The sequence below is a fragment of the Acidovorax sp. GW821-FHT10A04 genome, from assembly GCF_059415825.1.
Map to the genome: position 1 here is coordinate 100,512 of NZ_JBWKNZ010000005.1, position 13,103 is coordinate 113,614.

Genomic DNA, 13,103 nt, shown 5'->3' on the forward strand with positions numbered 1-13,103 from the left:
AATTGAATAACTTCAACTCATGCTAACCCACTTTGCAATGCATTGGACGCGCAGATAGGCCAATCCTAAGATGGCCCGGCTGACCTGCAAAACGCGCCCCCAAAGAGCCGCGTGGCAGGCCAGAGGGTGTCGAAGAAACGCAAGCCATGGATGCCATGGCCGCCTACCAATTTTTCCGCAAGGGATCGATCCATGAACACAACGACTGCGATGAAGCGCCTGCTTGCCACACTGGCCGGGCTCACGGGCCTGGTGCTGGGCGCCAGCCCCCTGGCCGCCTGGGCCCAGGCGCCCAATGCCTACCCCACCAAGCCGGTGAGCCTGATGGTGCCCTACCCCGCGGGCGGCCCGTCCGACGCGATGGCCCGCATCCTCAACACCCCCATGACCCGCGAGCTGGGCCAGCAGGTGATCGTGGAGAACCTGGGCGGAGCAGCCGGCGCCATGGCCGCGCAGAAGGTGCTGGCAGCGCCGGCCGATGGCTACTACATCTTCCAGGGCTCGCCCAACGAGGCCATCCTGGCGCCGCTGGCCAATGCCGCGGTGAAGCTGCGCACCGAGGACTTCCGTCTGGTGCATCCGGTGTCCGATGCGGCCATGGTGTTCGTGACGCGCAAGGACCTGGGCGTGAACAGCGTGGACGAACTCATCGCGCTGGCGCGCACGCCGGGCAAGGACCCGCTGTCCTACGGCAGCGTCGGCATCGGCTCGCTCTACCACCTGATCCTGGAGAAGGTGCAGCAGACCACGCACACCACCATGCAGCACATCCCCTACAAGGGCAACGCACCACTGCTGCAGGACCTGGGCGGCGGGCAGCTCGACTTTGCGGTGCTGGTCTACAGCTCGGCCATGGGCGCCATGGCCGACCAGGGGCGCCTGAAGATCATCGGCCAGCTGGGCGCACAGCGCTCCGAGATGCTCAAGACCATTCCCACCGTGAGCGAGGGCAAGACCCTGCCCAACTTCTCGTACAAGATCTGGACCGGCTTCATGGTGCCCAAAAAGACGCCCGAGCCCGTGGTGCAGCGCCTGCACCAGGCCATCGGCCGCGCGCTCAAGGACCCGACGGTGCATACCCAGCTGGCGGCCCAGTCCATGGTGGCATCGCCGGCGATGACGCTGGCGGAATCCACCGCCTTCTTCGAGAGCGAGACCGCGCGCTACCGCGAGATCGCGCGCTCCATCAACCTGCAGCCGCAATGACGACGATGAAGCACACCCCCTTGTTCGAGACCCTGGAGGCACGCGCCAGCGAGTTCATCGCCCTGCGCCGCGACATCCACCGCCACCCGGAGCTGGCCTTCGAGGAACAGCGCACGGCCGAGCTGGTGGCCGAACGGCTGGAGCGCTGGGGCTATGCGGTGGAGCGCGGTATCGGCGGCACGGGCGTGGTGGGCCGCCTGGTGCGCGGCCCGGGCCCGCGCCTGGGCCTGCGCGCCGACATGGACGCCCTGCCCATCACCGAGGCCACGGGCGCCGCCTGGAGCAGCGCCCACCCGGGCGTGATGCACGCCTGCGGGCACGACGGCCACACCGCCATGCTGATGGCGGCGGCCTGGTACCTGGCGGAGCACGGGCGGTTCAGCGGCGAGCTGAACCTGATCTTCCAGCCCGCCGAGGAAGGCGGTGGTGGCGCGCTACGCATGATGGCCGACGGCCTGTTCACGCGCTATCCCTGCGATGCCGTGTTCGCCATGCACAACATGCCTGGCGTGGCCCAGGGCCACCTGCTGCTGCGCGAGGGGCCGGCCATGGCCTCAAGCGATTACGCCACCATCACGCTCGAAGGCGTGGGTGGCCATGGGGCCATGCCGCACGTGGCAATCGACCCCGTGGTGGCCGCAGCCAGCCTGGTGATGGGGCTGCAGACCATCGTCTCGCGCAGCGTGGACCCACAGCAGATGGCTGTGGTCACCGTGGGCGCGCTGCACGCCGGCCAGGCCAACAACGTGATCCCCGCCAGCGCGGTGCTGGAGATCAGTGTGCGCGCCATGGACAGCGGCGTGCGCCGGTTGCTGGAGCAGCGCATCCGCGCGCTGGTGGAGGCCACCGCCACGGGCCATGGCGTGCGCGCCCAGCTCGACTGGCGGCCCGGCTACGCCGTGCTCGTCAACACCCCGGCAGAGACGGCCCTGGCGCGCCAGGTGGCGCTGGACCTGGTGGGCCCCGAGCGCGTGACCCTGCAGGCCGCGGCCCTGCCGGCCAGCGAGGACTTCGCCTTCATGCTGGAGCAGGTGCCGGGCTCCTACCTGCAGATCGGCAACGGCAACGCCCCTGGCGGCTGCATGGTGCACCACCCGGGGTACGATTTTCACGATGGCAATATCGTGGTGGGCGGCGCGTACTGGGTACGGCTGGCCGAGACCTTTTTGCCACCGCAGTGAGTGGAGCGCGGCCTGGCGCCGCCTCTTCTCGTCCGTTGACCCCACCCTAGGGAACCCGACCACATGTCCGCTGACCCGACCTTCAACGCCCCATCCTCCCCGAGCCGTGTGCTGTCCATCGGCTCCGAGCGCATCTCGGTGCACGACAGCGGGGGCAGCGGCCCGGCCGTGGTGCTGGTGCACGGCAACTCGTCCTCGTCGCGCGTGTGGGAGCCCCTGCTCACCGGCGAGCTGGGCAGGAAGTACCGCCTGATCGCACTGGACCTGCCGGGCCACGGCCAGTCCACCGATGCCGAGCAGATGGTGCGCAGCACGGTCTACAGCATCCCCGGCTATGCCAGCCTCATCCGGGCCGTGGCGGGCCAGATGGGCGTGGAGCACGGCGCCGTGTTCGTGGGCTGGAGCCTGGGCGGGCATGCCGTGCTCGAAGCGGCGGCATCCCTGCCGCAGGCGGCGGGCTTCATGGTCTTCGGCACGCCGCCCCTGCCCTACCCGCCCGCGGCGGACTTCGGCGGCGCCTTCCTCAAGATCGGCCAGGGCTTCGTGAAGGACTGGACCGAGGACGACGCCCGCGCCTGGGCCGCCGACTACATGGCCGCCGGCGTGGCGCCAGCGGATTTCATGGTGCAGGATGCGCGCCGCACCGACGGCCACGCCCGCGGCTCGCTGGCGGCCGGCATGGGCACCATCGGCTATGCCGACGAACTCAGGATCATCGCCACCATCGGCCGGCCGTTGGCCATCGTTCAGGGCGCGCTCGAGCAGATCGTGAACCCGGCCTACCTCGACGGCCTGGCCCCCACCATCCCCACGCTGTGGCGCGGCAAGGTGCAGGTGGTGGAGGGTGCCGGCCATGCCGTGCAATGGGAAAACCCGGCGCAGTTCGGCACCCTGCTCGACGCCTTCGTGGCGGACTGCCAGCAGGGCTGAACCTCCGTCATTTCGCTTCGTAGGCTTCCGCCGGGTCGTCGTTGGGCCGCGCCAACGCCTCCTTGAGGGATTTGGCCATGGGGATGTTGATGACCGCCCCGGTGGGCGCAATGGGCTGCATGAACCAGCGGTCGTAGGCCTTGGCGAGTTCGCCGGAGGCGATCATCCGGCGCAGTTCGCCGTCCACGGCGGCCTTGAAGCGGGCGTCGTCCTTGCGCAGCATGATGGAGATGGGCTCGACCCCCAGCGGCTCACCCACGATGCTGAAGTCCCGCGGGTTCCTGGCGCTGGCGATGTTGCCGGCCAGGGTGTTGTCGTCCATGGCGAAGGCATCGGCGCGCCCGCTCTCCAGCATGAGAAAGCTCTCCGCATGGTCCTTGGCATACAGCACGTTGAAGGTGATGCCCATGCGGTCGAGCTTGCGCAGGCGCTGCACCAGGGTGGTCCCGGTGGTAGTGACCACATTCCTGCCCTGCAGCTGCTCGGCCCGCTGGATGCCCGAGGCGGTCTTCACCGCCAGCCGAGCTTCGGTGACGTAGGTGGTCAGGGCGAAGTCCACCTGCTGCTTGCGCGCCGCATTGTTGGTGGTGGAGCCGCATTCGATGTCGATGGTGCCGTTCTGCAGCAGCGGAATGCGGTTCTGCGACGTGACCGGCATGTAGCGCAGGGCCGCCTTGGGCGTGATCGCCGCCAGGATCTGCTCGCACAGCTGCACGTGGTAGCCCACGTACTTGCCGGCACCGAGCAGGTAGGACAGGGGCGGCGAGGACTCGCGCACGCCCACCACGGCCGTGCCGGAGGACTGGATCTTGGCCAGGGTATCCGTGGCCTGCGCCATGGCGCCGCCCGAAGCGAGCACGGCAGCGGCGGCCAGGGCGAAGTGCATGGGGTTCTTCATGGTGTGCTTCTTTGGCAGGGGCCAGGGCTCAGGCCGCCACGGCCTGGCGCGGGATACTGCGGTGGCTCGATTGCGTGCGCGCGATCTCGTCGAGGCTTTCGCGCAGGGCCTGGTCCAGGATGGCGATACCCCGGTCTATCTCGGCGTGCGACACGGTCAACGGCGGGGCAATGCGCCAGACCGAGCCACGCTCGGGCCGGCGCCGGATGTTCATGCTCAGGCCCAGCTCGAAGCACTTGCGCGTGGTGGCGGCGCCCAGTTCGTGGTGCGGCTGGCGGGACTCGCGGTCGCGCACCAGCTCCACGCCCAGCAGCATGCCCTCGCCGCGCACGTCGCCGATGGCTTCATAGCGCTGCTGCAGCGCCTGCAACTGACTGCGCAGGTAGGCTCCGGTGGTGCGTGCGCGCTCGATGAGCTGGTCCTTGCGGATGGTCTCCAGCACCGCCAGGCCCACGGTGGCTGGCAGCGGGTCGGAGACGTGGCTGGTGTAGAAAGTGAAGCCTTTCTCGTGCACATCCTGCTCGATGGCGGGCGTGGTGATGGTGGCCGCCAGGGGCAGGCCGCCGCCCATGGTCTTGGAGACACTCATGATGTCCGGCACCACGCCGAAGAAGTCGGCCGCGTGCCGGTGGCCGATGCGGCCGAACGCGGTCTGCGCCTCGTCGAAGATCAACAGCATGCCGCGCTCGTCGGCTGCCCTGCGCAGGGCCTGCATGTACGAACGGGGCGGAACCAGCACGCCGCCGGCGCTGATGATGGGTTCGATGATGATGGCCGCGCGCCGCCCGCTGCTGGCCATGTCGTACATCTTGAGGCCCATCTCCAGGCAGGCCAGCGCGGATTCCTCGCCCAACAGGCCCTGGATGTAGGGCCGGTAGTCGTTGGGCTCGGGCATCACGAACACGCCAGGTACCGGCACGCCATAGCCCTTGCGGTCGCTGGCGAACGACACAGCGCTGGTGCCGCCGGTGACTCCGTGCCAGGAGCCCCCCACCGCCAGGATCTCGTAGCCGCCAGTGTGCATCTTGGCCATGCGCAGGGCCACTTCGTTGCTTTCGGAGCCGGTGTTCACGAAGATCGACTTGGTCAGCCCCGAGGGCATCCAGTCGCGCGCCATGGTGGCAGCCAGCTGGGCCACCACCTCGGGAATCATGCCGCTGAACAGGTGGAAGGCCTGCTCACCGGCCTGGTGCACGGCCTGCACGATGGCGGGGTGGTTGTGCCCGATGGTGGCGCACATCTGGCCCGAGGTGAAGTCCAGGATCTCGCGCCCCGTGTCGTCCGTGACGACGGTACCGCGTGCACTGCGAAACAGGTTGGGGAAGGTGTCGCCGCCGTAGCGGACCATGAACTCTTTGGCGGCTTCTCTCAGTTGGGTATCCATGTCGATTCCTGGTGGATGTTGTTGAATGGGGTGCAGGCCGATGGTGCGAGATGGGCTGCCGCGCGTCCAATGTGAAGTTCGCATCGGCCATGCATGCGCGGCACGCATCGCGCTTGCAAACTTCACATGCGGGAATGCGCGGGCTGTGGACAATGGGTGGCTGCAAGGAGAGGCCGCATGTACACACGCTGGATCCAGGATTTCGTGACGCTTGCCGAGGTGCGCAACTTCACGCGCGCGGCCGAGATCCGCAACGTCTCGCAGGCGGCCTTCAGCCGCCGCATCCAGGCGCTGGAGCAGTGGCTGGGTGCGCACCTCATCGACCGCTCGGCCTTCCCGCTGCGCATGACGCCCGCGGGCGAGAAGTTCCGCGCAGTGGCCGTGGGACTGCTCAACCAGATCGCCGATGCCAAGGCCGAGATCGGAGAAAAGCCCTCGCGCGACCACCTGCGCATCGCCATGCCGTATGCGCTGGCCACCACGCGCCTGGCGCAGTGGTGGAAAACCTGGGCCTCCGAGACCGGGCTGAGCTGCAGCGTGGAGGTGGGCAACGTGCACGACACGGTGTCGGCCTTCATCGCCGGGTCGCTGGACCTGCTGGTGTGCTTTCAGCAGGCATCGCACCCGGTGCAGCTGGACGCTGCGCGCTTCGATGCCCACGAGATCGGCACCGAGGTGGTGCGGCCCTATGCGTCGCGCACCTTCCTGGACGAGCGCGGCCCGTTGTTCCCAGGCACCGCGCTGCAGCCCGTGCCGCTGCTGATGTACTCCCCCACGGTGTACTTTGCCCGCGTGGTGGACACCGCCATCGAAAGCGCGCCCCGCAGGCTGGTCGGCACGCGCGTGCTGGAGGTGGCCATGTCCGACGCGCTGGGCGAGCTGGCCGGACAGGACCTGGGCGTGGCCTGGCTGCCCACCAGCTCGTTCGAGGGCGGGCGCTTCCCGAACCTGGTTCCGGTGGGCGACGGGGAGTGGGATATCGAAGTCTCCGTCGTCGCCTACCGTGCCAAGGGCAATGCGCGCCGCGCGGTGGCGCAGGTCTGGGACCGCATCGTTTCCGCCGGAACGACGGCCTGAATCAGCCCCCTCGCCCTACCCCGCGGCCCCGAGCATGCCGGTGCGAGGGTGGCAATTGAAGTACTCGAAATACTGCTCCTCGGCCCGGGCCACCGTCACCTCGTGGTAGAGCTTGAGTTGTGCCGCCGGGCCCATGGTGCCCAGGTACTTCATGGCCGCACCGAAGATGGCCACATGCGTGGGGTGCGACTCGGCCCAGCGCTCCAGCGCGGCCAGGCTGCGCCACCAGCCCATGCCGAAGCTCTTGTCCATGGGCTTGCCGGCAGTGTCCACCACGGCCATGTAGCGGTTGGCATAGCAGTCCACCTGGCAGCCCTGGTCCTGCAGGAAATCCATGCCGGCGCGCAGCACGGGCTCGACCTCCTCGGTGTACATGCGGCGCTCATCTCCTTTTGTACCGGTCCAGTCCTGGCCGGAGCGGATGAGGCACAGGTTCCCGTGTGGCAGCACGCGCTGGTGCAGGCCGTCGGTGACGATGTGCGGCGCGCCCTCGGGCGCCATGCCGTCGGTCTGTGACAAGGCCAGGCGGTCGCGCATGCCGCCCCAGTAGGCATGCTCCTGGATGGGCTGGCCCAGGCCGCTGGATACAGCGGCCACGCCCTCCAGCACATCGGCCGAGAACAATGTTTCGAAGCGGTCGGCCGCCGGCTGCAGCACCTCGGTGAACAGGCCCAGCGCCGGGTCGGAGAACGCGCCGCTGGCCCAGCGTGCGCCGTGCTCTGAAAACCAGGCGGCATACGCGGCCGGATCGTCCCAGTAGCCGATGCTCACCGTGGTGAGGTAGCCGGCAGAGTCCACGCACTGCGCGCGGTCCCGGTGGCCCGGGCCGTTGACGCCAGCAAAGGCCTCGGCGATGCAGTGCAGGGCCCGCGCGGCCAGGGCGGGCGCGGGCGCATCCGCCCGGTGCTGGATGCCGAAGTAGGCCATGACCACGCGCGTGACCTCGGGGCGGTAGCGCGCCACGGTCGCGGGGTACGGCGGCACATAGTCGTCGGGCACCCTGCGGTGGCGCAGGCGCGGGCATTGCAGGTGGCTGGGGATGGCAGAATCCATGGCGTGGCTCCCGTGCGCAATGCTCAGGACTCGGCCACGAGCACAGGTGCGGGCTCGGCGCTGGCTTCGTTGGCCGCCGCGGACGCCATGCCGGCGGGCACCTGCGACACCACGCGGTCGCCCGGGGTCTGGTTGAGCAACAGGCGCGTGACATCGGGCCGCGCATAGTGGCCGGCCGGGTCGGCGGCGGTCTTGGCCAGGGAGATCGTGCCCAGATCGATGTCGGCCAGTACCAGGCCTTCTTCCTTCTCGCCCAGCGGCGTGCCCAGCGATGCGCCGTCGGGCCCGTAGATGCGCGCAAAACCGCCGCCTTCGAGCAGCAACTGGCGCTGCAGGTCGTCGGTGCAGAGCATGGCCACCATCTCCTTGGACACCGTGGCGCAGGGCGCAACCACGAAGCAGCCGCCCTCCACCGCATAGATCTGGCTCGCTGCGTTGTTGACCTCGGCCCCCAGGGCGTGGGCTGCACCACGGTACAGCGAGAAGCTGGGCCAGGCGCCCACGTGGATCTGCTCGTTCTGCGCGTACATGGCGTACTTGCTCAGGGGCTGCAGGTGTTCCCAGCAGGCCAGCATGCCGACCCGGCCGATGGCGGTGTCCATCACGGCCAGGTCGCTGCCGTCGCCTTCGCCGAACACGGTGCGCTCCACGTGCGTGGGCTTGAGCTTGCGCCGCGTCTTGACCACACGGCCCTGATCGTCGAACAGGGCCTGGGCGATGTAGAGGCTGCCGCCGGCGCGCTCGCTGTAGCCGGTGGACATCCAGATGCCGATGTCGCGCGCGGCCTGTGCCAGGCGCTGGAACTCGGCCGAGCCCACGACCAGCGAGTTGTCGTTGTAGCGCTGCACGTACTGCATGCCCAGGGCGGGCGCGCTGAGCCAGATCCACCAGGGGTAGCCGGGGATCCAGGTCTCGGGGAAGGTGACGAGTTGCGCGCCCTGCTTCGCCGCCTCCTTCATCAGCGCAATGGTCTTGTCGATGGTGGCATCGAGGTCGAGGAAGACGGGTGCGGCCTGGACGGCGGCGACGCGCAGCTTGGGGTGCAGGGTGGCGGGCATGGGGATCTCCTTCAAAGGCAGGGTTGGCGATGGAAGGATTTCACTGCGGACAGGCCGGTACCGTCTTGCCCCAGGCTCTCCTGGTCCTTGATTCCAGGCCACTTGACTGGGAGTCACCTGCCCTTTGCCCCCAACTCGCCACCCCGGGTTTACCGGCATGGGCCTTGCTTGAAGAACGGGCCCGGTCGGAGGATGATGGGCCTGTTGCCTTTCTTCCCCCCGCCCCGCTTGAGATCCCGCCCATGAGCCACCTCTTGAGTACCGATGCCATCGCGCCCCGCGACCGGCTGGCCTACTGGACCGACATGATCTGCACCACCTACGTGCAGCTCGAGTGCGATGCGCCCGATGGCGAGCATTTCGGCGGCTCCATCCAGAGCCACCACCTGCCGGGGCTGGACCTGTCGGTGGTGCGCTCCTGCGCCCAGCGGGTGGTGCGCACGCCGCGCTTCATCTCGCGCGCCACGGACGACTGCTTCATCGTGAGCCTGCAGACCAGGGGGCATGGCGTGATCTCGCAGGACGGGCGCGACGCTGCCGTGGCCCCTGGCGACTTTGCGCTGTACGACAGCACGCGGCCCTACACCCTGCAGTTCAGCGAGGACTTCGAGGAGATCGTGCTCAAGCTGCGCGGCGAGCAACTGCGCGCGCTGGTGGCACGCACCGAGCAGCTCACGGCCACCACCGTCTCGGGCCGCAGCGGCGCCGGGCACCTGATGGCCGCCATGGTCACCACCCTGCGGGGCGAGGTGGACAGCCTGCCCACCGCCTCGGCCGCCGCCGTGGCCAGCGGCGTCATCAGCGTGCTGGTGGCGGGCCTGCAATCGCTGCCCGCCTGCAGCCGGGCCGAGCCCTCGGCCATGGGCGCCTACCACGTGGCACGCATCAAACGGCACATCGACGGCCGGCTGCGCGACCCGGCGCTGACCATCGCATCCGTGGCGGCCGACCTGGGCATGTCCAGCGGCCACCTGCACCGCCTGTTCAGCAAGGCCGAACCGCAGTCCCCCTCGCACTACCTCTGGGGCCAGCGGCTCGACGGCGCCAGCCGCGAGCTGCTGGACGCACGCCGCGCCAAGGCCTCGGTGGCGGAGATCGCGTTCGGCTGGGGCTTCAACGACGCGGCGCACTTCAGCCGGGCCTTCAAAGAGCGCTTCGGGCAGGCGCCACGGGAGTGGCGGGCGCAGGCAGCGACGACCGCGGCGCCGCCGGCACAATCGGTGCCATGCACGAACTGAATGCGAAGAATTTCCCCGCGCTGACCGCGCTGCTCGATGGCCTCCACGCGGGCGCCGAGATCATGGGTGCCGTGCTGTCGGGCCACACCCAGGGCCGCATCTTTGTCCCCCAAGCCGGGGACGTGCATGCCGCCTTTGTCTACGACAACGGTTTTTGTGTGCTGGCGGGCGATGGGCCCGACGCGCAGTGGGCTGCGACCTGCCTCGACTGGCTCCAGGCGCCTGCCCAGCAGGACTTCTTCATCCTGTACCCGGGCCACGCCGGCTGGGAGCCGGTCCTCGACCAGCGCCAGGCGCCCCGCGTGAAAAAAATGCAGCGCGTGGCCTTCTCGTTCGACCACTGCCGTTTTGCGGCACAGCGCACCGAGCCGTCCTTGCCGCCAGGCCACCGCCTGGTGCCCCTGGATGCCGCGCTGCTGCGGCGCCTGGCCGATGGCGGCCAGTACCCCTTTGCAGCAGGCATGTGGGCCTGCGATGCGCAGTTCGAACGCGACGGCGTCGGATACTGCGTGCTGCATGAAGAACAAGTGGCCAGTCTGTGCTACTCGGTGTTCGTGAAAGGGCTGCGGCACGATGCAGACATCTGCACCTTCGAGGGCCACCGGCGGCAGGGCCTGGCCAGGGCGACGGCCACGGCGTTCATCGATGGGTGCCTGCGGCGCGGGCTGGAACCTGGGTGGGACTGCTTTCGGGACAACCGGGCATCGTACGAACTGGCCCAGGCCCTGGGTTTCGGGCCAGTCCACGAATTCGCGGTCTATGCCCGAGGGCTAGACGGTTGACTGCTGCGCCACCAGGTGCAGCTGCCCGAACGGCATGTGGTGCATCAGTTCGCGCAGCAGCAGCAAGGTGGTGGCGAACTCCACACTCTCGGGCAGGCCCTCGCTCGCGGCGGGCCGGCCCTCGGAGACGGCGGCCAGGCGCTGGAACAGGCGCTCCATGGCCTCCAGCGTGAGCCGCATGGCCGGGCCGCGCGGCACGCCCGCCAGTTCGGCCAGGGCCACCAGGTGCGGGTCGGTGGACCACCAGGCCAGGTCCGGGGCATGGCCCTGCACAGCGTACTGCCGGTGGGCCAGGTAGACCTCGTCCTCCACGCTGGCGATGGCGTTCTCCAGTTCCAGCGGGGTCGGCACATCGCGGCGGAAGAATGCACGGGCGGTCCTGTGCGTGCCCAAAGCCAGGGTGAACACCGGGCCGGGTGCGGCGCCCTCGCCCACCACGGCGATGCGCGTGTGCTCGGTGCCCAGGTGCAGCAGCAGGAGGGGCTCGCCTGGCACGGCATGGCCATGCAATGCCTGCAGGGCGGTGGCCGCGTCGAAGGGCGGCACGGTGGCCGCCGTGCCCGCCGGTGGCAGGGGATGGGTGGCGAACATGGCTCACCCCCCCTGGCGCGGGTTGGCGTCCGCACCGGTGCCGCCGGACTGCTGCGGGCCCGGCTGGTCGGCCTGCTGCTGGGTGCGTGCCACGGCGGGCACGTAGTGCATGCGGTGGTGCATTTCCACCGTCAGGGCCTCGATGCGCTCGCTGAGCTTGCGGGTCATCTCGGTCAGGCGGGTGTTCTGCTCCAGCAGGTCGAGCAGTTGCGCGCTGTTCTGCGCGGCCAGGGCCTGGCGCTCCTGCGTGGCCAGGGCCAGGGCCTCGCGGTGCCGGGCATCGGCGTCGGCATGCATGCGGTCGCGCTCGGCCTGGCGGGTCTGGGCCAGCAGGATCAGCGGGGCCGCATAGGCGGCCTGCAGGCTGAACGCGAGGTTCAGCAGGATGAAGGGGTACAGGTCGAACTTCACCACGCCCGACAGGTTCAGGCCGATCCATACCGCCACGAAGCAGGTCTGCAAGAGCAGGAACCGGGGCGAGCCGAACATGCGGGCAAAGGCCTCGGCCCGGCGCGCAAAGCCATCGTTGCCGAAGGGCGGCGACAGGTGCTCGTGCTGGCGGTGAAAGCGCAAGTGGTCGGCCCCAGGGGCCGCCGTGGTGGTGGTGGATGGCGTGGTCATGCGAAGAACCTCATGCAAGCGGTGGCAACAGGGCCGGGCAGGTGCGCCGGGCGGCACCTGCATGCTTGCCACTCTACCCGCTGGGCGCGTTCAAGTTCCGTGCCAGCGGACACCAGGGCCGCGCAGGGCCCCCACTCTTCCTGCCGATCCGTGACTTTTGTGGCAACAAGGCGGGCGGATGGAGGGCCCACCCGCCCCACGTGGCCCCGACCCATGGTGTGATGCGCGGCACGGCGGCCCCCATGCCGCCGACAGGCGATGCCAGCGCGCGCCTACACGCGCGCACCAGCGCGCTCACTACATTGACCACACCGCCGCAAGACAGGCAGCGCCCGCCCCGAAGGCCGGCCCATGCCAGGGACTGCGCCGAACCATTCCCAGGGACACCACCATGCCTGACACCCTTGTTGAACTGCGAGACACGCCAGTACCCACCCCAGGGCACGCGGCCACCGGTGCCGCGCCTTCGGTGGGCCGCCGCATCCTGCCCAACACCATTGGCGTGTTGGCGCTGGGCGCGGTGCTGTTCTTCACGGCCTGCTCCACGCATCCGCCCGCCGGCATTGAGCCGGTAGCGGGCTTCGACGCGCAGCGCTACGCGGGCCAGTGGTACGAGGTGGCCCGGCTGGACCATTCGTTCGAGCGTGGGTTGCAGCAGACCACGGCAAACTACATCCCCAGCCCGGATGGAACCATCAAGGTGATCAACCGCGGCTTCGACCCCGGCCGCGACCGCTGGAAACAGGCCGAGGGCAAGGCCCGCTTCACTGGCGAACCCGACCAGGGTGCGCTCAAGGTCTCGTTCTTCGGCCCCTTCTACGGCGGCTACAACGTGGTGGCGCTGGACCCCAACTACCAGTGGTCCATGGTGGTCGGCTCCAACCGCGGTTATTTCTGGATCCTGTCGCGCACCAAGACCCTGCCACCCGGCGTGCGCGAGCAGCTGCTGGCCCAGGCGAAGGCGCTCGGCGTGGAGGTGGACAAGGTGCTGTGGGTGGCGCAGGAGGGTGCGGTGCCTGCGGCACAGCCAAGGGCTGAAAAAGCCCCTACGCCACACTCAAGTTGTACCCCCACCTGCCGATAA

Annotated in this window: 13 protein-coding genes; 7 read left to right on the forward strand and 6 right to left on the reverse strand. The window is 69.1% G+C overall.

Annotation, left to right across the window (positions count from 1 at the left end; genetic code table 11):
* The first annotated feature begins 192 nt into the window (after positions 1–192).
* The 3 genes from AC07PF_RS12655 (at position 193) to AC07PF_RS12665 (ending at position 3,317) form a co-directional block, all read left to right on the forward strand.
* A complete protein-coding gene (locus tag AC07PF_RS12655; protein WP_494612103.1) occupies positions 193–1,206 on the forward strand; it encodes a tripartite tricarboxylate transporter substrate binding protein in 1,014 nt (337 codons plus the stop codon).
* 5 nt (positions 1,207–1,211) lie between these two features.
* Positions 1,212–2,387, forward strand: a complete 1,176-nt coding sequence (locus AC07PF_RS12660) for a M20 aminoacylase family protein (RefSeq protein ID WP_494612281.1) — start codon at positions 1,212–1,214, stop codon at positions 2,385–2,387.
* Between the two features lie 63 nt (positions 2,388–2,450).
* The gene (locus tag AC07PF_RS12665; protein ID WP_494612104.1) at positions 2,451–3,317 is read left to right on the forward strand and encodes an alpha/beta fold hydrolase; all 867 of its coding nucleotides are present in this window, start codon (positions 2,451–2,453) and stop codon (positions 3,315–3,317) included.
* 7 nt (positions 3,318–3,324) lie between these two features.
* Here AC07PF_RS12665 and AC07PF_RS12670 read toward each other — a convergent pair whose 3' ends face one another.
* Together AC07PF_RS12670 and AC07PF_RS12675 are read right to left on the reverse strand one after the other, a co-directional pair.
* Complete coding sequence (locus AC07PF_RS12670; protein ID WP_494612105.1) at positions 3,325–4,215, reverse strand: amino acid ABC transporter substrate-binding protein; 891 nt, start codon at positions 4,213–4,215, stop codon at positions 3,325–3,327.
* A 28-nt stretch (positions 4,216–4,243) separates the two neighbouring features.
* Entirely contained in the window at positions 4,244–5,599 is a 1,356-nt protein-coding gene (locus tag AC07PF_RS12675; RefSeq protein WP_494612106.1) for an aspartate aminotransferase family protein, read from the reverse strand.
* A gap of 177 nt (positions 5,600–5,776) precedes the next feature.
* Here AC07PF_RS12675 and AC07PF_RS12680 point away from each other — a divergent pair, with 177 nt between their 5' ends.
* Positions 5,777–6,676, forward strand: a complete 900-nt coding sequence (locus AC07PF_RS12680; protein ID WP_494612107.1) for a LysR family transcriptional regulator — start codon at positions 5,777–5,779, stop codon at positions 6,674–6,676.
* Positions 6,677–6,691: 15 nt separating this feature from the next.
* Here the strand turns inward: AC07PF_RS12680 and AC07PF_RS12685 are convergent, their stop codons facing one another.
* Entirely contained in the window at positions 6,692–7,729 is a 1,038-nt protein-coding gene (locus AC07PF_RS12685) for a phenylacetaldoxime dehydratase family protein (protein ID WP_494612108.1), read from the reverse strand.
* Between the two features lie 23 nt (positions 7,730–7,752).
* Positions 7,753–8,787 (reverse strand): carbon-nitrogen hydrolase family protein, encoded by a 1,035-nt coding sequence (locus AC07PF_RS12690; RefSeq protein WP_494612109.1) that lies wholly within the window; start codon positions 8,785–8,787, stop codon positions 7,753–7,755.
* A 242-nt stretch (positions 8,788–9,029) separates the two neighbouring features.
* On the opposite strand from AC07PF_RS12690, the gene AC07PF_RS12695 reads away from it, so the two are divergent.
* Both AC07PF_RS12695 and AC07PF_RS12700 read left to right on the forward strand, forming a co-directional pair.
* Positions 9,030–10,025, forward strand: coding sequence for an AraC-like ligand-binding domain-containing protein (locus tag AC07PF_RS12695; protein WP_494612110.1), 996 nt, complete (start codon positions 9,030–9,032; stop codon positions 10,023–10,025).
* Positions 10,013–10,807: a GNAT family N-acetyltransferase gene (locus tag AC07PF_RS12700; RefSeq protein WP_494612111.1), complete on the forward strand. Its 795-nt coding sequence runs from the start codon at positions 10,013–10,015 to the stop codon at positions 10,805–10,807. Before AC07PF_RS12695 ends, AC07PF_RS12700 begins: the two co-directional genes overlap by 13 nt.
* Here AC07PF_RS12700 and AC07PF_RS12705 read toward each other — a convergent pair.
* The gene (locus AC07PF_RS12705) at positions 10,796–11,398 is read right to left on the reverse strand and encodes a hypothetical protein (RefSeq protein ID WP_494612112.1); all 603 of its coding nucleotides are present in this window, start codon (positions 11,396–11,398) and stop codon (positions 10,796–10,798) included. The two genes, AC07PF_RS12700 and AC07PF_RS12705, sit on opposite strands and share 12 nt — an antisense overlap.
* 3 nt (positions 11,399–11,401) lie before the next feature.
* The gene (locus AC07PF_RS12710) at positions 11,402–12,019 is read right to left on the reverse strand and encodes a DUF1003 domain-containing protein (protein ID WP_494612113.1); all 618 of its coding nucleotides are present in this window, start codon (positions 12,017–12,019) and stop codon (positions 11,402–11,404) included.
* Positions 12,020–12,410: 391 nt separating this feature from the next.
* Here AC07PF_RS12710 and AC07PF_RS12715 point away from each other — a divergent pair, with 391 nt between their 5' ends.
* The gene (locus AC07PF_RS12715; RefSeq protein ID WP_494612114.1) at positions 12,411–13,103 is read left to right on the forward strand and encodes a lipocalin family protein; all 693 of its coding nucleotides are present in this window, start codon (positions 12,411–12,413) and stop codon (positions 13,101–13,103) included.